The 19,658-nt window shown below is 70.5% G+C and carries 17 protein-coding genes; 9 read left to right on the top strand and 8 right to left on the bottom strand.

All coding sequences use genetic code 11. The features are described from left to right. Position 1 precedes the first annotated feature (1 nt). Positions 2 to 1,783, bottom strand: a complete 1,782-nt coding sequence (locus DVK44_RS31050; RefSeq protein WP_114663950.1) for a sensor histidine kinase — start codon at positions 1,781 to 1,783, stop codon at positions 2 to 4. Between the two features lie 604 nt (positions 1,784 to 2,387). Between DVK44_RS31050 and DVK44_RS31045 the strand changes: the two genes are divergently transcribed. The 4 genes from DVK44_RS31045 to DVK44_RS31030 all read left to right on the top strand — a co-directional run bounded on the left by DVK44_RS31045 (position 2,388) and on the right by DVK44_RS31030 (position 7,799). Beyond that, positions 2,388 to 3,176, top strand: coding sequence for an AfsR/SARP family transcriptional regulator (locus tag DVK44_RS31045; RefSeq protein WP_228447440.1), 789 nt, complete (start codon positions 2,388 to 2,390; stop codon positions 3,174 to 3,176). Positions 3,177 to 3,248: 72 nt separating this feature from the next. Then, positions 3,249 to 6,182 carry a beta-ketoacyl [acyl carrier protein] synthase domain-containing protein gene (locus DVK44_RS31040; protein ID WP_114663948.1) on the top strand — a complete coding sequence of 978 codons (2,934 nt, stop codon included), beginning with the start codon at positions 3,249 to 3,251 and terminating at the stop codon, positions 6,180 to 6,182. Then, positions 6,179 to 7,357 carry an L-prolyl-[peptidyl-carrier protein] dehydrogenase gene (gene redW, locus DVK44_RS31035; protein WP_114663947.1) on the top strand — a complete coding sequence of 393 codons (1,179 nt, stop codon included), beginning with the start codon at positions 6,179 to 6,181 and terminating at the stop codon, positions 7,355 to 7,357. Before DVK44_RS31040 ends, redW begins: the two co-directional genes overlap by 4 nt. A gap of 67 nt (positions 7,358 to 7,424) precedes the next feature. Continuing rightward, the gene (locus tag DVK44_RS31030) at positions 7,425 to 7,799 is read left to right on the top strand and encodes a RedY protein (RefSeq protein ID WP_114663946.1); all 375 of its coding nucleotides are present in this window, start codon (positions 7,425 to 7,427) and stop codon (positions 7,797 to 7,799) included. A 29-nt stretch (positions 7,800 to 7,828) separates the two neighbouring features. On the opposite strand, the gene DVK44_RS31025 is transcribed toward DVK44_RS31030, so the two are convergent. The 7 genes from DVK44_RS31025 to DVK44_RS30995 all read right to left on the bottom strand — a co-directional run bounded on the left by DVK44_RS31025 (position 7,829) and on the right by DVK44_RS30995 (position 13,897). Further along, on the bottom strand, positions 7,829 to 8,593 hold the full coding sequence (locus DVK44_RS31025) for a response regulator transcription factor (protein ID WP_228447439.1): 765 nt from the start codon (positions 8,591 to 8,593) through the stop codon (positions 7,829 to 7,831). A gap of 314 nt (positions 8,594 to 8,907) precedes the next feature. After that, positions 8,908 to 10,170: a RedV protein gene (locus DVK44_RS31020; RefSeq protein ID WP_162794132.1), complete on the bottom strand. Its 1,263-nt coding sequence runs from the start codon at positions 10,168 to 10,170 to the stop codon at positions 8,908 to 8,910. A 12-nt stretch (positions 10,171 to 10,182) separates the two neighbouring features. Next, positions 10,183 to 10,965 (bottom strand): 4'-phosphopantetheinyl transferase family protein, encoded by a 783-nt coding sequence (locus tag DVK44_RS31015; RefSeq protein WP_114663945.1) that lies wholly within the window; start codon positions 10,963 to 10,965, stop codon positions 10,183 to 10,185. A gap of 9 nt (positions 10,966 to 10,974) precedes the next feature. Continuing rightward, positions 10,975 to 11,865, bottom strand: coding sequence for a DUF6206 family protein (locus DVK44_RS31010; RefSeq protein ID WP_114663944.1), 891 nt, complete (start codon positions 11,863 to 11,865; stop codon positions 10,975 to 10,977). A 10-nt stretch (positions 11,866 to 11,875) separates the two neighbouring features. Then, positions 11,876 to 12,319: a DUF6041 domain-containing protein gene (locus DVK44_RS31005; protein ID WP_114663943.1), complete on the bottom strand. Its 444-nt coding sequence runs from the start codon at positions 12,317 to 12,319 to the stop codon at positions 11,876 to 11,878. 94 nt (positions 12,320 to 12,413) lie between these two features. Further along, positions 12,414 to 13,652 (bottom strand): beta-ketoacyl-[acyl-carrier-protein] synthase family protein, encoded by a 1,239-nt coding sequence (locus DVK44_RS31000; RefSeq protein WP_114663942.1) that lies wholly within the window; start codon positions 13,650 to 13,652, stop codon positions 12,414 to 12,416. Then, positions 13,649 to 13,897, bottom strand: coding sequence for an acyl carrier protein (locus DVK44_RS30995; protein WP_114663941.1), 249 nt, complete (start codon positions 13,895 to 13,897; stop codon positions 13,649 to 13,651). Before DVK44_RS30995 ends, DVK44_RS31000 begins: the two co-directional genes overlap by 4 nt. Positions 13,898 to 14,313: 416 nt before the next feature. On the opposite strand from DVK44_RS30995, the gene DVK44_RS30990 reads away from it, so the two are divergent. The 5 genes from DVK44_RS30990 to DVK44_RS30970 all read left to right on the top strand — a co-directional run bounded on the left by DVK44_RS30990 (position 14,314) and on the right by DVK44_RS30970 (position 19,658). After that, the gene (locus tag DVK44_RS30990) at positions 14,314 to 15,321 is read left to right on the top strand and encodes a beta-ketoacyl-ACP synthase III (protein WP_114663940.1); all 1,008 of its coding nucleotides are present in this window, start codon (positions 14,314 to 14,316) and stop codon (positions 15,319 to 15,321) included. Positions 15,322 to 15,360: 39 nt separating this feature from the next. Continuing rightward, a complete protein-coding gene (locus DVK44_RS30985; RefSeq protein ID WP_114663939.1) occupies positions 15,361 to 15,609 on the top strand; it encodes an acyl carrier protein in 249 nt (82 codons plus the stop codon). Positions 15,610 to 15,695: 86 nt separating this feature from the next. After that, the gene (locus tag DVK44_RS30980) at positions 15,696 to 15,956 is read left to right on the top strand and encodes an acyl carrier protein (RefSeq protein ID WP_114663938.1); all 261 of its coding nucleotides are present in this window, start codon (positions 15,696 to 15,698) and stop codon (positions 15,954 to 15,956) included. After that, on the top strand, positions 15,953 to 17,923 hold the full coding sequence (locus DVK44_RS30975; RefSeq protein WP_114663937.1) for an aminotransferase class I/II-fold pyridoxal phosphate-dependent enzyme: 1,971 nt from the start codon (positions 15,953 to 15,955) through the stop codon (positions 17,921 to 17,923). The genes DVK44_RS30980 and DVK44_RS30975 overlap by 4 nt, the downstream gene beginning before the upstream one ends. Before the next feature lie 22 nt (positions 17,924 to 17,945). Next, positions 17,946 to 19,658, top strand: coding sequence for a D-alanine--poly(phosphoribitol) ligase (locus DVK44_RS30970; protein ID WP_228447438.1), 1,713 nt, complete (start codon positions 17,946 to 17,948; stop codon positions 19,656 to 19,658).

The following is a 19,658-nucleotide window of genomic DNA, read 5'->3' as shown; positions in this document are numbered from 1 at the left end:
TCTACTCCTTTGTCGTGGGGGTGGTGTCGCGGCCCCGCGGTCCCGGAAGGGGGTCCGCGGGGCGTTCGTGGCGGGGGGCCGCGCGGTCCGCCCGGGGATCCGCGCGGGGCGCGGGCTGGGACTCGGCGAGGCCGATACCGCGCTGGAAGGCGGCCATCAGGCCGGGGTCGTGGAGGGCGGTCTCCCCGGCGGGCGGCGGCACCGGGGCGTCGCGCAGCTGCGGTACGAGGTGCTCCTGGCCGCGGCGGCGGGGCAGCCGGGGCCGGCTGCCGGCGCTCTCGATCGTGCCGTCCCCGGCGGGCTCACCGGGCACGGGCCGACGCGGAGGCTGGGGCTGGGGCTGCGGCGAGGACTGCGGCTGCGGGGGCGCGGGCGCCGGGGAGCGCCGAGGCGGTACGGGCGGGACCGGCGGCGCGGTCGGAGGCGTGGCCGGGGGTGCGGTCGTCGGCGGGGTGGCCGGCGGCACGGCGGGCGCGACCGGATAGCGCGCGCCCGGGACGGCCTGTGCGCCCCGTACGCCCTGATCGCCCTGCTCGGTGCGGTCGGAGCCGAGAAGCGACTGCGGCAGGACGAGTACGGCCTGGACGCCGCCGTAGATATTGGACTGGAGGCGCACCGCGATCCCGTGTCTGCGCGCCAGCGCCGACACGACGAAGAGCCCGATCCGCCCGTCCTGGAGCAGATGGGCCACATTGACCTGATCGGGGTCGGTGAGCAGGCTGTTCATCCGCTTCTGCTCGTCGGCCGGCATACCGAGGCCGCGGTCCTCCACCTCGATGGCGAGCCCCGCCGTCACATGCTGGGCCCGGAGCAGGACTTGGGTGTGGGGGGAGGAGAACAGCGTGGCGTTTTCGACGAGTTCGGCCAGCAGATGGATGACGTCCGCGACCGCGTGGCCGCGCAGGGTGCCGTCGATCGGCGGCACGAGCTTGATCCGCGGGTACTGCTCGACCTCGGCGATGGCCGAGCGCAGCACCTCCGTCATGGCGACCGGCCGGCTCCACTGCCGCCGGGAGACCGCGCCGCCGAGCACGGCGAGGTTCTCGGCGTGGCGGCGGATCCGGGTGGCGAGATGGTCGACGTGGAAGATGCCCTTGAGCAGCTCGGGGTCCTCGACCTGGTTCTCCAGCTCGTCGAGCAGCTGGATCTCGCGGTGGACGAGCGACTGGAGCCGGCGGGCCAGATTGACGAAGACCTCCACCTTCTGCTCGTTGCCGACGCTGCTGGACAGCCGGGACGCCTGCACCACCGCGCCGACGGCGACGGCCTGGGAGCGGGTCAGCTCCCGCGCGAGGAGGTCGAACTCGTCCTCCTCGCCCGCACCGGGCTCGGCCCCGGGGGGCGGGGGGCGGCGCGCGGCCACCGGCTCGCCGCGCCGGAGCAGCTCCAGTACGGCGCGCAGCTCGGCCTGTCCCCGCGCGTTGGAGCGGCGCAGCGCCTCGCAGCGTCCGAGGAGGGACTTGGCGGTACGTTCCGCGCCGAGCGCGGCGGCGGCGACGGCCGCGAGGGCGAGCAGCGCGGTGCCGAACAGCGCGGTCCAGATCTCGGCGGTGGGTTCCGCCGCGGTGGTGCGCAGGACGACGACCACGGCCGTCGCGCCGCTCAGCGCGGCGATTATCGCGGGGAGCACCGCGGTCCGCATGAGCTGAGGGCGTATGCGGGTGTCGGGCGGGGCCGTCGGCTCCGTCTTGACGAGGGACGACAGCGAGCGGGAGCCCGGCCGGCCGTGCCGCCCGCCCTCGCGGCGTTCCGGCCGCGCGACGGGTGCGCGAAGGTGAGACATGAGTGTCCTCGGTACTACGTGGGGCCCCAGAAAGCGGCGTCGTGCTGATGTCCGGAAATGGCGCAGCGGCGGGGTCCGCGCGTACCGCCTCAGCCCTCCGTTGATCACCGAGCACACACGGTAGTCGCCAAGCGTTCCCTCGCGGTGGGCAGTTGACGAACTTCCCCACAGAGCATCCCGCCCTGGTATGAGCCATCGCACATCAGCACGAAATACGGCATTCGGAGCGCAGCCCCGGCCCCGCTCCGCGTACCGGCGGCACGGACGCGGACATGCCCGTGGGGCCGGACATCCGCCCGGCCCCGCCGGCGGTCGTCCAAAGGGTGGAGGTGGCGCCCCTCCGCACTCCCCCTGGAGTCCACCTTTCGTTGACTCCCGTCCGTGCCGTTCTCAACGCAAGGCTGAGACGACCACACCTCTGAACTCGACCGTCCATGGAGGGGGGAAATCGACCGGCTGACCGATGACATGCGCCGGCAGTACTGAAATACTGCACCGCAGAAACGCCGGCCGCGCTTTCCCGACGGCGTGCGTTTTCACGCCTACCTCGCCATAACGCAGCACACAACGGGGGAAGAGCTTGCAGATCAATATTCTGGGCCCTGTGTCGATAAGTGCGAACGGCGAGCATCACACCATACGCGCCAACAAGGTACGGGCATTTCTCGCTCTTCTCGCGCTGGAGGCCGGCCGAGCCGTATCGAATGAGGACCTGACGGACGAACTGTGGTCCGGGCACATGGTGGGCAACACCCGAAACGCCCTGCAGGCGCATGCGACGCGGCTGCGCAAGGTGATCGTCGGCTCCGCTCACCAGAGTCAGGGAGCCTCCGTCCTGCGGGCCGTACACAACGGATACCTTCTCGAAGTGCCGCCCGAGCGCGTCGACAGCAATCGGTTTCTCGATCTGGCCGCGCGAGGGGCCGCCGAGTTGTCCGTCCGTCCGGAACGCGCGCTGGAGCTGCTGCAACAGGCGCTCGGACTCTGGCAGGGGCCCGCGTTGCTCGACGCCGGTGACGGGCTGCGCGCCCGCGGCGCGGCCGCCCTTCTCGACGAGCGCCGGCTCACGGCCTGGGAGAACCTGGTCAGCGCCTATCTGGCGGTGGGGGATGACGCGGGCGCGATCGCGGAGCTCCGTCAGCTCGTCGCCCGGTACCCGCTGCGCGAGCGGTTCTGTGAGCTGCTCATGCTGGCTCTGTACCGGACCGGTCGGCAGGGTGAGGCCCTGGTGCTGTTCCAGTGGGCCAGGAGGCGGCTGGACGAGGAGCTGGGTATCCGGCCGGGCGCGCTGCTCCAGCGCCGTCACACGGAGATCCTCGCCCAGGACCCGTCACTGACACTCCCGTCCGCGGTCATGCCAGGCCGGCGGGAGCCCGCGGCTGCCGGAAACTGACGCGCGGGACCGCACCTTCCTGGAATTTCCGACGTGTCAGCCGACGCCAACCAGCGGGAGTCTCCACCTGTTATGCGGTCCGATTCGGTATTGGGGCGAGGGGAGCACACCATTACTCAGGAGCCCGTGGCCATCGTGGGTATCGCCGCTCTGTACCCGGGTGTGCAAGGACCCGAAGAGTACTGGCAATTGGTGAATGACGAATTTCCCGTCACGGCGGCCTCCCGTGCCGCCCGGGGCCTCGATGACATAAAAGTGGACGTCGCGCGTTTTGGAATTCCCCCGGCCCAGGCACGTTCCATGGCCCGCATGCAGATCCTCATGCTTGAGGCCGCCCGGCAGTGTCTGGCGGACGCGGGGCACCCCGAGCGCGTTCTGCCCGTTGAGCGAACGGATGTCATCACCGGCACATGCTTCGGTCTGGACCGCCAGCACGCCAACGCGCTGCGCGTCGAGGCGAGTCGCTATGTCCGGGAGGTCGAGCGCGCGGCCCTCTCCGCGGGCGCCGGCTCCGACAGCGCGCGGCGGGCCGCCGAGGAACTGCGGCTGCTCCTGGCCCGGCGCCTCACCGGCTCCCCGCACGACCGGGTCGGTGAGATGGCGAGCACGATCCCGGCGCGTATCGCGACAGCCTTCAAGTTCCGCGGCAGGACCCTGGCGATGGAGTCCACGGACGCGACCTCGTACGCGGGTGTCGCCCAGGCCGTGCACCATCTCCGCGGCGGTCTGTCGGACGCGGTGCTTGTCGTCGCCGGCCAGCGCCGTGAGAGCCCGCTGTTCACCAGGGCCCTCGACGCCAAGGGGCTCATCTCCCCCGCGAGCCGTCCCTTCGCGGCGGACGGTTCCGGCTTCGTGCTCGGCGAGGGCGTCGGATCGCTGCTGCTGAAGCGCCTGTCCACCGCTGTACGCGACGGCGACCGGATCTACGCCACGATCCTCGACTGCTCGCTGCGTCACGACCCCCGTCCGGGCCCCTTCGCCTCTTCGCTCTCCGTGGGACTCCGCCACTCGACGGCCGCCGGCTCACTGAGTGCGGCGGCGGTGCGCGCGGAGACGATCCAGTACGTGGAGTGCGTCGGCTCCGGTGTCGCCCGGGAGGTCCGGGCGGAGCTGGCGGCGCTCGCCGCGCTCCACGAGGGCGCCGCCGCCGGATCGGTGGCCGTCGGAAGTGTGAAGGACCGGCTCGGACACACCTTCGCCAACGCGGGAGTCGCCGCTGTCAGCAAGGTCGCGCTCGCGCTGCGCCACCGCAGGATCCCGCCCCAGCGGGAACCGGACGGCGCGGCGGAGTTCGCCCGCTCCGGCACACCGCTGCGGCTGGCCGGCGCGGGCGAACCGTGGCCGCCGGGCGACGGGGGACAGCCGCGTCGTGCGACCGTGCACGGTGCCTCCCTCACCGGAACGCTCTGCCACCTCGTACTCGAAGAGCACGACGGGACGGCCCCGCGCCGCCGGGCGCCGGCCGCCGGGGCCGTACGGCTGACCCGGCTGCCGGGGGACGGACCGGCGCCGCGGTACGCGGTCGGGAACACGGCGCCGGACACCGAGCCGATCGCGGTGGTGGGACTGGCGGGGTGGTTCGCGGACTCGCCCGACGCGGAGAGCTTCTGGCAGGCCATCCGCTCGGGCGTCAGCCGGATCGGTCCGGTGCCGGAGACCGCCCTCGACCGGGACCTGTACTACGCCCCCGGCGCCCTGAGCCTCACCCACAGCTACACCGACCAGGGCGGTCATACGACGCCACCGACCGATCCGCCCCCCGGTCTGCGGATCGCTCCCTCGCGCCACGCCTCCATGGACGGCGCGCAGCGTCTGGCCCTCGCTGTCGCCGCCCAGCTCCTCGCCGGGCGCGGTCCGCAGCCGCACACGACCGGCACACGGACGTACGGCGGGGGCGCGACGAACGGTCGCGGACTGGTCGCCGTCGGCAGCAGCCTGGGCCTGACCCGCGAACGCCGTATGAACGCCGAGTCCTCCCTGCGGGATCTGGAGGACACGGTCACTCGTCTCGACGCCCTCGACGGCCTGTCCCCGCTCCAGAGGAAGTCGCTCCTCACCTCCCTGCGCGAGCACGTGGGCCCCGTGGACGGGCCCGTACCGCCGGATCTGCTCGACGGCTGCCTGGCCAGCGGGATCGCCGCTCTCCTCGCCAACGAGTACGGGCTCGACGCGGTCCCCCTCGCCGTGGAGGCGGCCTGCGCCTCCTCCCTCGCGGCGATCGACATGGCAGTCGGCGCGCTCCGCGCCAGGACCGTCGACTTCGCGATCGCCGGCGGCGTCGAGCTGGCGTGCAACGCCCGGGACATGGTCCTCTGCTCCGCCCTCGGCCTGCTGTCGCACAGCGGGAACGCACCGTTCGACGCGGGCGCCGACGGCTTCACTCCGGGCGACGGCTGCGGTCTGTTCCTGCTCAAGCGCTACGGTGACGCGCTGCGCGACGGCGACGACATCCTCGGTCTCGTGCGGGGCGTCGGAGCGTCCAACGACGCCAAGTCGCTGATCGCGCCCGATGCCGGAGGGCAGGCACGCGCGATGGAACGGGCCTTCGCCCAGGTCGACTTCGACCCCTCGGCGGTCGACTACCTGGAGGCGCACGGCACCGGCACCAAGGTGGGGGACCGGGTGGAGATCGCGGCGATCGCGAAGGTCTACGGCAGGGCGCCGCGGGCACGTCCGCTGGAGATCGGGTCGGCGAAGTCGTTCTACGGCCACACCTTCGCCGCCGCGGGCAGCGCCGGACTCCTGCGCACGCTGCTGGCGATGCGGGCGCGGACCCTGCCGCCCAACACCAACCTGCACACCCTCAATCCGGCGCTCGATCTGGCCGCCGTTCCCGCCGTGGTCCCGACCGAGCCCGCGCCATGGGTCGCGCGGTCCGGGCAGCCGAGGCGCGCCGCGGTCAGCTCGTTCGGCACGGGCGGCATCAACTATCACGTACTCGTCGAAGAACACGAGGAGCGCATGGGGCACATCGAGAACACCGAGCACACGGACGGATCACGATGAACTTCGAGTTCGACCCGGACGTGGAGGAGATGCGCGCCATGATCGTGGCGTTCGCCCGCCGCGAGCTGACCGGCCGGGGCGAGGAGACCGGCGCGGCCTTCGACGCCGACGAGTTCCGCAGGCGCTGGCTGCTCGCCGGCAAACAGGGCGTGGTCGGTGGCGTCGTCCCCGCGGCTTACGGGGGCAGTGGCCTGGACGCGGTCGCCGGGTCAGCGGTCATGGAGGCCCTCGGATACGGCTCCTCCGACACCGGCTTCGCCTTCTCCGTCGCCGCGCATCTGTTCGCGTCCCTCATGCCGATCGTGGAGTTCGGTACGGAGGAGCAGAAGCGGCGTCTGCTGCCGGCGCTCTGCTCGGGAGAGCGCATCGCGGCGCACGCCATCACCGAACCCGAGGCGGGTTCGGACGCGCTGAACCTGCGCACGCGCGCCGAGTTCCGGGGCGACCACTATGTGCTCCGCGGCAGCAAGTCCTTCACCACGAACGCGCCCGTCGCCGATGTCTTCGTCGTGCAGGCGGCGACCGAACCGGGCCGTGGCTTCTTCGGTCTGACGGCGTTCGTCGTCGAGGCGGATACCCCCGGGCTCAGCGTGGGACCGCCCTACACCAAGGTCGGCCTGCGAGGCTCTCCGACAGCCGATGTGCGCTTCGACGGGTGTGTGGTGCCTTCGGCCGATGTGCTCGGGGCCCGGGGCGCGGGGGCGAGTGTGTTCACCTCCTCCATGAAGTGGGAGCGCACCTGTCTCTTCGCGGCCTACCTCGGCGCCATGCAGCGTGTCCTGGAGTCGACGGTCAACTACGCCGGAGAACGTGAGCAGTTCGGCGCGCCCATCGGCAGTTTCCAGGCGGTGGGCCATCGCCTCGTCGATATGACCCTGCGGCTGGAGTCCGCCCGGCTCCTGCTGTACAAGGCCGCGTGGGGGCTTTCGCGAGGTGCCGAGGACGAGGTGGCACCCGCGCTGGCGAAGCTGGCCGTCAGCGAGGCCGCCGTGCAGTTGGGGCTCGACGCGATTCAGGTGCGCGGTGCGCTCGGCGTCCTCGAAGGGGAGGCCGAGACGCTGTTGCGTGACGCGCTTCCCGCACGGATCTTCTCCGGCACCAACGAGATCCAGAAGAACAACATCGTGCGGGCGCTGGGACTGAGCGGCAGCCGTCGCCGGGCCGGGCGGCGCTGACACACCGATTGCTCCGGCAACCACTCATCGGCCCGGTCACCGTGTCCGGGCCGGAACGGAGTACACCATGACGATCATTGTTCACCGTATCCGTCTACTCGACGGTGTGGCACCGGACCGCTTCGAGAGGTGGGTACGGGACGTCGACTACGCCGCGTGCCCCGAGCTGCCGAGTGTCCTGTCGTTCAGCGTCCAGCGCTCTCTCGGGCCGACGGTGGACGAACACGCCGGCACCGGGACCGTCTCGGACGCCGGCACCGGCGCCCCCGCCTACTTCGAAATCATCGAGGTGTCCAGCCTCGCGGACTTCGAGCACGACATGCTGAGCCCACCCTTTCGAAAGCTGGTCTCCGACTTCGACCAGATGGCCGAGGTCGTGTCCGATACGGTGGGCGACCGTATCGGAGACGGTTATCGCGCGCGAATAGCGAACGCGTCGTAGGAAGTCGAAAGGCGTTCAATTTCGGCCCGTCAGCTTCGGCCCGAGTCTTTTGAATTCCGTTCAATGGCTGCCATGAGTCCGGTCTCGTAGGCGACGGCCACAGCCTGGGCGCGACTTCCGACGCCCAGCTTCCTCAGTAAATGGTGAACGTGGGAGCGAACCGTCGCCGTGGAAATCGATAACTTCTCCGCTATCTCCGCGTTCGACTTTCCCTGGGTGAGGAGGACGATCACCTCGGTCTCCCGCGGGGTCAGCGAGGGGACGACGCTCGCGGCGAGTGCGGACGCCTGACGCCGCGGCAGATGGTCGAGGCTCCTGCGGGCCGCCTCGGGGATGACCATCGTGCTGCCCACGCTGACCGTCCGCAGGACATGGATCAATTCGTCGGCGGAGGTGTCGGGTGCGAGAACGGCACGGACCCCGAGACGCAGCACCTCGATCGAGCGGCTGACGCTCTCGGCCCTGGTGATGTGGATGACTTTGGTCAGCGCCGCGAGAGCGGCCAGCTCCCGCTCGTTCTCCATGGTCAGGGCGGGGGCCACCACCACGGTCACATCGGGCGTCGAGTCGGCGGCGGCGGCTTCGCTGTCCGTCCCGCTCGCATAACCGATGACAACGATGTCCGGCTGCTGATCCAACAGGGCCCGCATACCGGCCGCCACGATCGATCCCTCGCAGCAGAGCAGCACACGGATCCCGCGCCCGGCACCACCGCCCGGGGCGGCGCATGCCGGAGAGGCCGACCAGTCGTCCCGCACGGCCCGGTGTCCCGACCTCCGTCGGTGGACGCTCATCGCTCGGTGATCGGGTAGGTCGTCCGCGCGAAACGATGAGTGGCATCAAGGCCCGTTCGCCGAGAGCAGTGCAAGGTTCGTTCCTCCCCTGAGATTGACGCGACCCTGCGTGTTCCAGGAGACCTTCGCTGCTTATCGGTCTCGCAAGATCGAGGCCGCACAAAAAATGCAGGGTAACATAAAGGAGACACTCTCACGGCCCTTTGAGGTCCGAGAATTTTTACCCCCGAGTAACCTCACGCCTTATGTGTCCGGAATTGGTGGATGGGCCTGACAACACTCGGGAGAATTTCAAGAGAAGCTTGGACAACGTGTCAGATCGTGCGGACAGCACGGGCACCGGTCCGACGTGGTGACCGCGGGAAATCTGTGAGAGGGCGCCCCAATCTGCTCACGAAGAAGGTCCGGCCCGGCAGTCCCAGCCGGTCCTGCAACTCCGTTCGTACGTCGTCGTGCTGAAGTACCACGCTGACGGGGTGCAGCACAAGCCCCGCATCCGTGGCGCGCGACCAGTACTCAGCGAGGCGGGCTCCGCCGCGGACGGTGGCTTCGACGCCGGGTGCCGGGTCCGCGAAACCCATGGCGACGACGGCCGGCGTCTGCCTGACGACGCGGGCCAGTTGGCGGGCGAGCAGACGGTGGTAGCCCGCGTACCGGAGCACACTCATCGTGGTGGGGGCCAGCGCGACGCGCAGGGCGAGGCGACGGGGCGTCGGCATCGGCCCGAACAGTTGGCTGAGGGGAAAGCCGTCGCCACGCTCCTCGGCCTCGGCCGCGTCGCGGCGCACGAAGGAATACGTTTCGCGCCAAGCCTGTCGATGACTGAAGTCGCGTCCCCCGTGGCGGGCCACGAAGCCGGCGAAGACCTCCCGTTCGCTGTCGGCCACGAGATGCCGGACGGTGACGTCCGCGCCCTCGGCGGCACCTGCCGGCGGGGCGCAGAGGCCGTCCAGGACGGCTGGTTCGACCGCGTCGGGGCGGTAGGGAGCGCGGTTGGTCCGTCGGGCCAGGGCGGTGCGGCGGAGCCCGGCGAGAGAACCGGAAGCCTCGTCCGTGCGGCGCAGCCGGACGACACACAGGGGTGACCATGACACCGGCCAGGTGTCACCGAGCGAGCGGCACGCGTCACGGGTCCCGCTCCTCCGTTCGCCGGCGAGTGGTTCGACGAATCGGACGCGGTCCGTCGACCATCCCTGGGCGGCCAGGGCGCGCAACAGGATCTGGAGGTACGCGCCGCAGCTGATCAGCATCTCGACGGCGTGCGCGGGAAGGGAAGTCAGCTCACGCTCCCGGTCGAGGGCCAGGATCACATACTCGTCCGTTTCGTTTCCATCGGCGCTGGTCACACCGGAGATCCTGGCGGCAGCCTCGGCGCTGCCGCCGTGCGCTTCGTCGACGAGCCGTTCCGCCGCCCGGCGCGCGCCGCGACCGGTGGGCCATGCGACGCCCCAGGGCTGGCAGTTGTGCGACGACGGACCGAGCGCGGCGATGCCGGCCGCTTCGTACAGAGCGTGCTCGAAGGACGGTCGGTGTTCCGCGGCGGGCTGCCGAGGCGTCGAGGTGGGTGAACTGGTCACGGTCCGGTCTCCCTACTGCCACACGAGTGCCAGGGCGTATCCGTCGACTTCCCGGGCCCAGCTGTCGAAACGGGCACCGTCGGCCGCGGGTGCGTGACGGCGCAGTTCCGGCCCCGCTCGCCATGCGAACCGGCCGTCGGGCCACCACTGGGTGAGCCGCACCTCGCGGCTGTCGACGCGCAGGCCGAAGCCGAAGTGCTTGAGGACCGCCTCCTTGCAGGCCCACCGCAGGGGCAGCGGCATGGCGCCCACTCCCCCGAGCCGGGGATCCGCCGCGATCTCCGGAGGCCGCGTGAGCAGTTCCGCGAGCGGCGGTGGCACCTGGCTGCTGCGCTCGACGTCGATCCCGACGGTACGCGGCCCGCAGACGGCGACGGCGAAGTCCACCGAGTGGGACAGGCCGACCTCGACACGGGCGTCGACGGTGGGCTTCCCGGCGCGGAGCCCGTCCGCGACGGCGCCGACCGTGATGTCACGGGGGCGCACCGATACGCCGGCGTGCCGCTGCTGGTAGGCGCACACGCTGTGCTTGATGGCGAGGCGCCCTGCCAGCCATTCCAGGCGCCGTTTTTCCAGCCGCAGTTGTGCCGCCTGCTCCCTCTCGTCGTCGCTCAGATGGCGGGCTCCGATCGTCGCGCGGTCCGTGTCGTCGCGTCCGCGCAGCCAGGCGATCGACACCACGGCGACGGTCAGGGGGCCGCGGGCGTGGCTGATGGCGAGGGGACGCGAGGGATCGAGCGCCAGGCTGTCGTCGAGGCTGCGCGCGGCGACGCGGTGCGGCGAGGGGATCGTCATCGCCGGCCTTCAGCGCTCCACGCGCGGCGGCAGCAGGAACGGGTAGGTGCGGCGTCTGATCCTGTGGTGCCAGAAGCGGTCGGCCTGACGCAGACGCTGGATGAGTTCCCACATCCGGGCGTCGTCCCGGTAGTACGCGGCCACTTCCTCCGCGGTGATCGGCCGGGACAGGCGGGCGTTGGCCTGTTCCAGAAACACCGGGACGAGGTCGTGGAGCCGTTCCTTGTACAGGTTGCCGAGGAAGTCCAGCAGGACACCGCGGGTCTCGTAGAACTTGTCGAAGATCGACTTGCTCATCGAGACCCGGACGGCGTCGCGCAGGACCCAGGGCAGCGAACTGAAGAAGAGCCGGACATCCAGAAGTTCACGCCCACGGGCGTCACGCATGAGCGGGGTGGTGACATCGAGGTACACCAACTTGCCGCCGACATCGACCCAGTTGGCGGCCTGTGCGTCCAGGCCGAGGGTGGGCTCCACGGCACGGTCGACCTGGTCGAGGAACCGGGAGAAGAAGTCCTTGGCCCAGATGTCGTCCTCGGTGTGCAGAAGTCTGGAGCACAACCGGTGCGGCGGCAGCTCGCGTTGGACGCAGTAGGCCGTGACCCGCCCCGACGGCAGCGTGGTGTGCCACAACTCGGTGTCCGCGACGTCGAGGCCGCTGTCCGCGAGTCTTCGCAGATACGCGTCGAGGCCCGTCTCGTACCGCTCGAAGCGTTCGCGGTCGGGGAACACCGGCAGGCGCTTGCACGCGAACGTCCCGGCCGCGCTCCGGAGTCTCAGTACCAGGGTGACTTCGCCGTACCCGAGCACATCGAGGGCACTGCCGTCCGTGGTCCTGAGTGCTGTCCGAACCCGGTCTTCGAGCTGTGCGAGTTCGCTGTGCGGAACGGTGAAGGACATGGCGTGGCCCTTAGGTCTGGTGGTCCGTACCGGCAGGTGCGCCTGCCGTGGTGGACGGGGACGGTGTGCGCCGGTGCCGCACGAGGAGGTAAATGGCCGCGGCGAAGAACGCGGCGTCGAGCACGAGGATCTGCGGCACGCTGCTGACGAGGATGACCACCAGGCAGACCAGCATGAGCAGTTGGCCGTAGAGCGCGGCGACGACCAGGATCCGGTCGAGAATGAGGACGACACCGCTGACGGCCATCGCCGCGGCGACGAACACGGTGACGCCTGTGGGGTGTCCGGCGAGCCAGTCGGTGAAGGGACCGACGAGCGCGATGCCGTCGTTGCCGTCCGCGGCGCCGTTGAGGCGCTCTTCGACCGACTCGATCTCCGGGAAGAACTTGCCGATGCCGGCGATGACGTAGAGGACGCCTACTATGCGCTGGAGGATCAGGTCTCGTGTGGTCACCCGATGGAGTCTTCCGGTGTCGTGGCCTGGCGGCCGGGGCTTTTTCGGACGAGATCCGCGGCTGGTGCGTCCCAGTGCCGGCGCGTACGCCGGTTCAGGCGGCGGTGATGACCAGGACCGCGTTCTGACCGCCGAAGCCGAACGAGTTGCTGACCGCGACCTCCACCCTCCGTTCTCGGGGCAATCCGGCGACGATGTCCAACTCGACCTCGGGGTCCTGCCGTTCGAGGTTGGCGGTCGGCGGGATCAGGCTGTTCTCGACGGTCAGCACGGTCAGCGCGGCCTCGATCGCGCCGGCGGCTCCCAGGGTGTGGCCGGTCACCCCCTTGGTGGAGGTGACCGCGGGGCCTTCGCCGAGGAGCCTCCGCAGCACCTTGGCCTCCGCCGCGTCGTTGAGCGGTGTGGAGGTGCCGTGCGCGTTGACGTGGTCGACCTCCTGGGGTGTGATGTCCGCTCCCAACAGGGCCGTGCGCAGCGCTCGCAGAACCCCCGCGCCTTCGGGGTCCGGGGCGGTCATGTGGTAGGCGTCGGCGGAGGCCCCGTACCCGGCGATCCTGGCCCGGACCTTCGCCCGGCGGGCCCGCGCGTCCGCCTCGCGCTCAAGGACAAGCATGCCGCTGCCCTCTCCGATGACGAACCCGTCGCGGTCCGCGTCGAAGGGGCGGGACGCGGCGGAGGGCACGTCGAGTCTCCTGGAGAGCGCGCCCATCTGCGCGAATCCCGTCACCATCAGGGGGCTGACCCCGGCCTCGGCGCCGCCGGCGACGACCACGTCACAGCTTCCGTCGCGCAGCAGTTGCAGGGCCGTGCCGATCGCCGTGGCACCGGAGGCGCAGGCCGTCGCCGTGACGAGATTCGGCCCCTTGGCGCGCAGGTCCATCGCCACGTGTCCGGCGGCCATGTTGGGCACGAGCATCGGGATCAGCAGGGCGGAGACCGCTGCCGGGCCCTTCTCCAGCATCCGCCGGTGCTGGGTCTCCCAGGTCGCCACTCCCCCGAGGCCGCATCCGACGACGACCCCGACGCGGACGCCGTCCCAGGTCCGGGGGTCCAGTCCGGCGTCGGCGACCGCCTCACGTGCCGCGGTGATGCAGAGCTGGCTGAAGCGGTCGTGCGCGAGGGAGCTGCGCCGGCCCACATGTTCGCGGGCGGAGAAGCCGGGCACGGTGCAGGAGATGTCCACGGGAAGTCCGGCCAGCACCGGGTTCCTGGCCGCCGGGGACCGGCCGGCGCACACGCCCTTCCAGGTGTCGTCGGCGCCGATCCCGGCCGGGGTGACCAGACCGACACCCGTCACCGCGATGGGCCGCGAGGGCGGCCCGGACGGGGTCATGCCGGTGCCTCGGCGGTCGCGAGGCGTTCGATCAGGTCGGCGACCTCCGTGATCGTGTCCCCGGGGGACGCGGCGTCGTCGCTGACGTTCACACCGAAGTCGGAGTGGATGACGAGGAGCAGCTCGACGAGGAACAGGGAGTCCATGTCGAGGTCCTCGAACGTGGTGTCAGGGCCGATCTCCGCACGGTCCACCTCGAACCGGTCGACCAGCAGATCGACCAGCCTGCCGTACATCACACTCATGCGATGCGCCCTGCCCTTCGCGGCCCGCCCCGGACCCGGCAGCCGGGCCCACGGTCAAACGTGCGTACGCGTCCTGGCTCTTCGTCGTCGCTCTTCGTCATCACCGAGTGTGGGCGCCGGGGCTGACCGCTCGCTGACCGATGACTGACAGCGCGCTGACGGTCGCCCCGCGCCGGCGGACGGGGTGCCGCATGCCGGCGGACGGCGTGTGGTGTCAGTCATCGGTCAGTGCCTCGTCAGCCATCGGTCAGCCCCTCGGACCAGACTCGGCCCGGACACCATCCGTGGCATCACCCCTGGCCGTACGGAAGACGAGGAGCGCTCGTGGTTGCACGTCCGCGTGACCGACCGGCACCTCGGAACGTCACCGCCGACCGCCCCGGCCCTGGACGAGTCATTCCGAAGGACGGTGCCCGGTGAACCGGGCCGCCGTACTGACGGGAGTCGGCAGCTGTCTGCCGCCCAGGGCCGTCCCGAACGACGAACTGGCCGCCGGACTGGACAGTTCCGAGGAATGGATCCGCTCGCGCACCGGGATCGGGCAGCGGTACTTCGCCGAGCGGGGCACGGCGACCTCCGATCTGGCCGTCGGGGCGGGCGAGAGAGCCCTGAAGAGCGCGGGCGTCTCCACCGTGGACGCGGTACTCGTCGCGACGACCACCCCGGACCGCCCCTGTCCGGCGACCGCCCCCGTGGTGGCCGCCCGGCTCGGGATGAGGGGAACGGCCGCCTACGACGTGTCAGCCGTCTGCACCGGGTTCGTGTACGGGCTGGCCACCGCGGCGGGGCTCATCGCCGCGGGCGTCGCCGACCGTGTGCTGGTGATCGGCGCGGAGACGTTCTCCACCCTGCTCGATCCCGGGGACCGGTCCACGGCCGTGATCTTCGGGGACGGCGCCGGAGCCGTCGTACTGCGCTCGGGCGATCCGGCGGAGCCCGGTGCTCTCGGTCCGTTCGATCTGGGGAGCGACGGAGCGGGCGAGGACCTGATCACCGTGCCCGCCGGCGGCTCGCGCCAGCGCCTGTCGGGGGTGGAACCGGCCGCCGGAGAACGGTACTTCGCCATGTCGGGCAAGGAGGTCTTCCGGCACGCGGTACTGCGGATGGCCGGATCGGCCCGTACGGTCCTCGCCCGGGCGGGCTGGCGGGCGCGGGACGTCGACCATCTGGTGAGCCACCAGGCGAATCTCCGGATCACCAACCATGTCGCCGACGACCTCGGAATCCCCAGGGGCCGCTGTGTCAGCAACATCGCCGAGGTCGGCAACACCGCGGCCGCCTCCATCCCGCTCGCGCTCGACCAGGCCCACACCGAGGGCCTGTTGCGGCCGGGCGGGCGGATGCTGCTCACCGCGTTCGGCGGAGGGCTCACCTGGGGGTCGACCGTACTGACGTGGCCGGACCTGGACCCTGCCCGAGCATGAGCACGCACGAGCACGAGCACGAGGGAAGGAGCACACACCATGAGCGCGATGTACGGCAGGCTGGTCGATCTGCTGGTCGACCGGTTCGAGGTGGACCGTGCGGAGATCGGCCCTGACACCACGTTCGAGGACCTCGACATGGACTCCCTGTTCCTCGTCGAGCTGCTCCTCGTCATCCACTCCGACTTCGGTGTGAACGTCAGCGACGACGCCGCGTCCCCCGGGGACACGATCACGGAGGTCGCCGACCTGATCGAACGCCTCGCGACCGCCGAGGCACCGGCATGACCCCGTCCGCCGCCCGTACGGCCGCCGCGGTCCGCACCGGGCCGTAGCCAGGCCAGAGTCCGCCGGAAAACGAGCCGAGGACGACCATGAGCACCCAGCAGTCCATCATCAACTACATCGCCGGCGTGTGGCTCGACGGTGACGCCGAGGGCCTCGACGCGCAGGTCCCCATCGCCGAGCTCAACATCATCGACTCGGCCGGGATCTTCGACCTCGTGCACTACCTCCAGGACGACTTCCGTATCAGCATTCCGCTACAGGAGATCTCCCCCGCGAACTTCCGGACGGTCGACACGATGGCGGCGCTTGTCGAACGGCTGCGGCGAGAGGGAGAGACCGTCCGATGACGAACCTCACTGGGAACAGGCGGGACAGCGACGGCGTCCGACGTCAGGTGGTCGACATCATCGCCTCACGGACGCTGTACCACGAGTCCTACCTCCTGCCCGACAGCCACTTCGAGGCGGAACTCGGGATCGACTCGGTCATCCTCGAATCCATCCTGGCGTCGGTGCGGGAGAAGTTCTCGCTGGTGGCGCCGCTTCCGTCCGGCCTCACCACGATCGACGACCTCGTCCGCGCGGTCGAGCATGCCGCTGACCGCGACCTCGCGTCCGACGCCGCCACGCCGGCGGTATCAGCCCCACCGGTCCCCTCGGCCCCGTCGCCCTCCGAAAGGGACGCGGCGCTCCTGGAGACCGTCGTCACCACCACCATGCGGCATACCCAGTACCAGCGCGGTCAGCTGGCACCCGGCGCCGACTTCGAGAGCGAACTCGGCATCGACTCCGTGGTCCTGGCCTCGATCGTGGCCGACGCCGCCCGTGAACTCGGTCTTCCCCCCTCCTTGGCGGCCACCGTCACCGCGTCGACCCTGCACGAGCTGGTGGAGGCCCTGCGCCCGCACTACGAGGACACCCGGTACGAAAACACACCGTACGAGGACACGCACGACGACGGCACGCGCCCCGTGGACCAGGCGCCTGCCGGCCACCGGACGTCCCCGGCCGGGGCGGTCCCGGGCGAGCCCGGCGCGGAGGACATGAGCACGGCCTGGGACGGCCGGTCGATGAAGGACTTCGTGGAGGAACGCGACGGCGACCTCTTCGCCAAGACCCGCGGCTTCGGCCGCTACCTGCGGCGGCGTAAGGCCGAGCGGCTCTACTGGTACGGCATGCCCCTGCACTCCCGCTCCTCGAACCGGGCCGTCATCTTCGACGAACTGGAGGGCCGTGAACGCGAGTTCCTCATGTTCGCCTCCAACAACTACCTCGGCCTCGCCAACCACCCGAAGGTGATCGAGGCCATCTGTGACGCCACCCAGCGGTACGGGGCCACACACACCGGCTCCCGGTTCATAGGTGGCACCAACATGCTCCACAAGGAACTGGAGCGGCGCCTCGCGGCCTTCAAACAACGGCCGGCCTGCATCGTCTATCCCGGTGGCTACGCCGCGAACATCGGCGCGATCTCCGCGCTGGTCAAGAGCTACGACACCGTCGTCGTCGACAAGCTCAACCACATGAGCATCGTCGACGGCGCCCGGCTCTCCGGCGGCACCCGCAGAATCTACCAGCACAACGACATGGCCGACCTGGAGCGCATCCTGAAGCGTTCCGACGAGGGGCCCGGCGGCAAACTCATCGTCGCCGACGGCGTGTTCAGCATGCACGGCGACATCTGCGACCTCCCCGAGATCGTCCGCCTGGCCAAGGAGCACGGCGCCAGGGTCATGATCGACGACGCGCACTCCACCGGCGTGCTCGGCCGGCGCGGCTCGGGAACGGCCGAGCACTTCGGGCTGAAGGGCGAGGTCGACCTCGAACTCGGCACGATGAGCAAGACCCTCGCGGGCATGGGCGGGTTCGTCGTCGGCGAGGAGGAGGTCGTCGAGTACCTCCGCTTCTACTCAAACTCGTACGTGTTCGCCGCGAACATTCCCGCGGGCGTCGCCGCCGGCCTGATCGCGTCCATCGACGTCATCGAGTCGGAACCCGGGCGGATCACGAAGCTGTGGCGCAACATCCGGCTTCTCCACAGCCAGTTGACGGACGCCGGATTCGATCTGGAGAACACCGCCAGCGCGATCCTTCCCCTGGTCATCGGCGACGAGCGCAAGGCGCTGGAGATGGGCCGCGCGGTCCGCGCGAGGGGGCTCTACTGCCAGACGGTGGTGTTCCCGGGCGTGCCGCTCGGCGACGCGCGGCTACGGGTCAGCGTCACCTCGGAGCACACCCCGGAGGACCTGGAGACGGCGGCGGGCATCTTCGTGGAGGCCGGCCGCGAGGTCGGTCTCCTGCCGTCGGCGCGGTGAGGCGGCGATGACGGAAACAGCCATGACACGGATGCCGCCTGGCCGCGATTTCTCACTGACCGACTCCGGCACCTCACCGGGCGACTCCGACACCTCGCTGATCCGGCTGTCGCGATCGCTGTCCCGGGAGCAGGCGGCCCGGCCGGCCTTCGTCGGCGAACGGACCATCTCGTACGGCACGTTGGCGGCGGACGTCGCCGCCGTCACGTCCGGCCTGCTGGGGCTCGGCGTGGCGATCGGTGACCGGGTGGCGATCTGGATGGACAAGACACCGCGCTACGCCGAGGCGATTCTCGCGATCCTCCAGGCCGGCTGCGCCTATGTCCCCCTCGACGGAGGCCAGCCTCCCGCACGGGTCGAGCACATCCTCACGGACTGCGAACCCGTTGTGCTCTTCACCGACCGCCGCCACCTGGAACTGCTCGCCGACCGTGAACTTCCCGTCTGCGTACGGATGATCGTGGTGGCCGACCAGGAACCCGACCGTGCCGGGAGCGGTACCGGGATCGGGATCGGCACAGGGCCGACGACACCGATCCGTATGTGGGCCGGCTTCGCCGCGGAGGCGGCGGAGCGGGCCGCGCTCCCGCCCACGCCGGAACGGGACGGCCTCGCCGCGATCCTGTACACCTCGGGCTCGACCGGCACGCCGAAAGGGGTACGGATCTCCTACCGGAACCTGGCGAACTTCATCCGCTGGGCGCGCGCCGAACTGACGGTGGGGCCGGACGACGTGTTCGCCAACCACGCCTCCTTCAACTTCGACCTGTCGACCTTCGACCTCTTCACCGCGCTGTCGGTGGGCGCCTGCGTATGGATCGTCGCCGACGACCAGACACGCGACGTCGCGGCACTGGCCCGGGGAGTACGCGAGCACGGTGTCACGGTGTGGTATTCCGTGCCCTCCGTACTGAATCTCCTGACCCGGTCAGGAGCGCTCACCCCGGACACGGTACGCACTCTGCGGTACGTCCTCTTCGCCGGCGAGGTCTACCCCATCGGGCAGTTGCGTGCGCTGACCGCCCGGCTGCCCGAGGAGACGGAGCTGTACAACCTGTACGGGCCGACCGAGACCAACGTCTGCACCTACCACCGGGTCCGCCCGGAGGACCTCGCGCGGGACGAGCCCGTACCGATCGGCACACCGGTGCCCGGCGCCCGCGTATCCGTCGTGGACGAGGACGGACGCACACTGCACGGGCCCGAGGCGTTCGGCGAGTTGATCGTGGCGGGTGACTGTGTCACACCGGGCTACTGGCGACGGGAATCACACCCCGCCGCCGCCGGACACACGGTCGCCGGACACACTGCCCTCGGCCACGGAGAGGGCCGCCATGCCACCGGGGACCTGGTGAGCTACGAGGGAGACAGCCTCGTCTACCGCGGACGTCGGGACCGGATGGTCAAACTCTCCGGCTACCGAGTCGAGTTGGGGGAGATCGAGGCCACCGCGCTCAAGCATCCGGGCATCGCGTCCGCCGCCGTCGTGGTCGACACACAGGGCACGGAACCGCGGATCGCCCTCTACTACACCCTCGGCCCGGGCGCCCGCAGGCCGAACCTCATCCAGATCAAGCGGCACTGCGCGCGGCACCTGCCCCGGTACATGCTGCCCCACCTGGCCACCTGCCTCAAGGAACTGCCGCACAACGCCAACGGCAAGACCGACTACCACCGCCTGGGCAGCGGGACGGCCGGTCCTGTCCGGTACTCGCAGGCCGTGCCCGGCAAGTGA

Origin of the sequence: Streptomyces paludis, assembly GCF_003344965.1 — a bacterium.
In the GTDB taxonomy this organism is placed as follows: Bacteria; Actinomycetota; Actinomycetes; order Streptomycetales; family Streptomycetaceae; genus Streptomyces; species Streptomyces paludis.
The sequence above is the reverse complement of the archived record's forward strand: the minus strand, read 5'-3'. Positions and strand labels throughout refer to the sequence as shown.

Excerpts from the sequence above, each read along its gene's own strand:
- DVK44_RS31050 (WP_114663950.1), bottom strand. The coding sequence starts at position 1,783 with ATGTCTCACCTTCGCGCACCCGTCGCGCGGCCGGAACGCCGCGAGGGC.
- DVK44_RS31040 (WP_114663948.1), top strand. The coding sequence starts at position 3,249 with ATGCGGTCCGATTCGGTATTGGGGCGAGGGGAGCACACCATTACTCAG.
- redW (WP_114663947.1), top strand. The coding sequence starts at position 6,179 with ATGAACTTCGAGTTCGACCCGGACGTGGAGGAGATGCGCGCCATGATC.
- DVK44_RS31030 (WP_114663946.1), top strand. The coding sequence starts at position 7,425 with ATGACGATCATTGTTCACCGTATCCGTCTACTCGACGGTGTGGCACCG.
- DVK44_RS31025 (WP_228447439.1), bottom strand. The coding sequence starts at position 8,593 with ATGAGCGTCCACCGACGGAGGTCGGGACACCGGGCCGTGCGGGACGAC.
- DVK44_RS31015 (WP_114663945.1), bottom strand. The coding sequence starts at position 10,965 with ATGACGATCCCCTCGCCGCACCGCGTCGCCGCGCGCAGCCTCGACGAC.
- DVK44_RS31010 (WP_114663944.1), bottom strand. The coding sequence starts at position 11,865 with ATGTCCTTCACCGTTCCGCACAGCGAACTCGCACAGCTCGAAGACCGG.
- DVK44_RS31000 (WP_114663942.1), bottom strand. The coding sequence starts at position 13,652 with ATGACCCCGTCCGGGCCGCCCTCGCGGCCCATCGCGGTGACGGGTGTC.
- DVK44_RS30995 (WP_114663941.1), bottom strand. The coding sequence starts at position 13,897 with ATGAGTGTGATGTACGGCAGGCTGGTCGATCTGCTGGTCGACCGGTTC.
- DVK44_RS30985 (WP_114663939.1), top strand. The coding sequence starts at position 15,361 with ATGAGCGCGATGTACGGCAGGCTGGTCGATCTGCTGGTCGACCGGTTC.
- DVK44_RS30980 (WP_114663938.1), top strand. The coding sequence starts at position 15,696 with ATGAGCACCCAGCAGTCCATCATCAACTACATCGCCGGCGTGTGGCTC.
- DVK44_RS30975 (WP_114663937.1), top strand. The coding sequence starts at position 15,953 with ATGACGAACCTCACTGGGAACAGGCGGGACAGCGACGGCGTCCGACGT.
- DVK44_RS30970 (WP_228447438.1), top strand. The coding sequence starts at position 17,946 with ATGACACGGATGCCGCCTGGCCGCGATTTCTCACTGACCGACTCCGGC.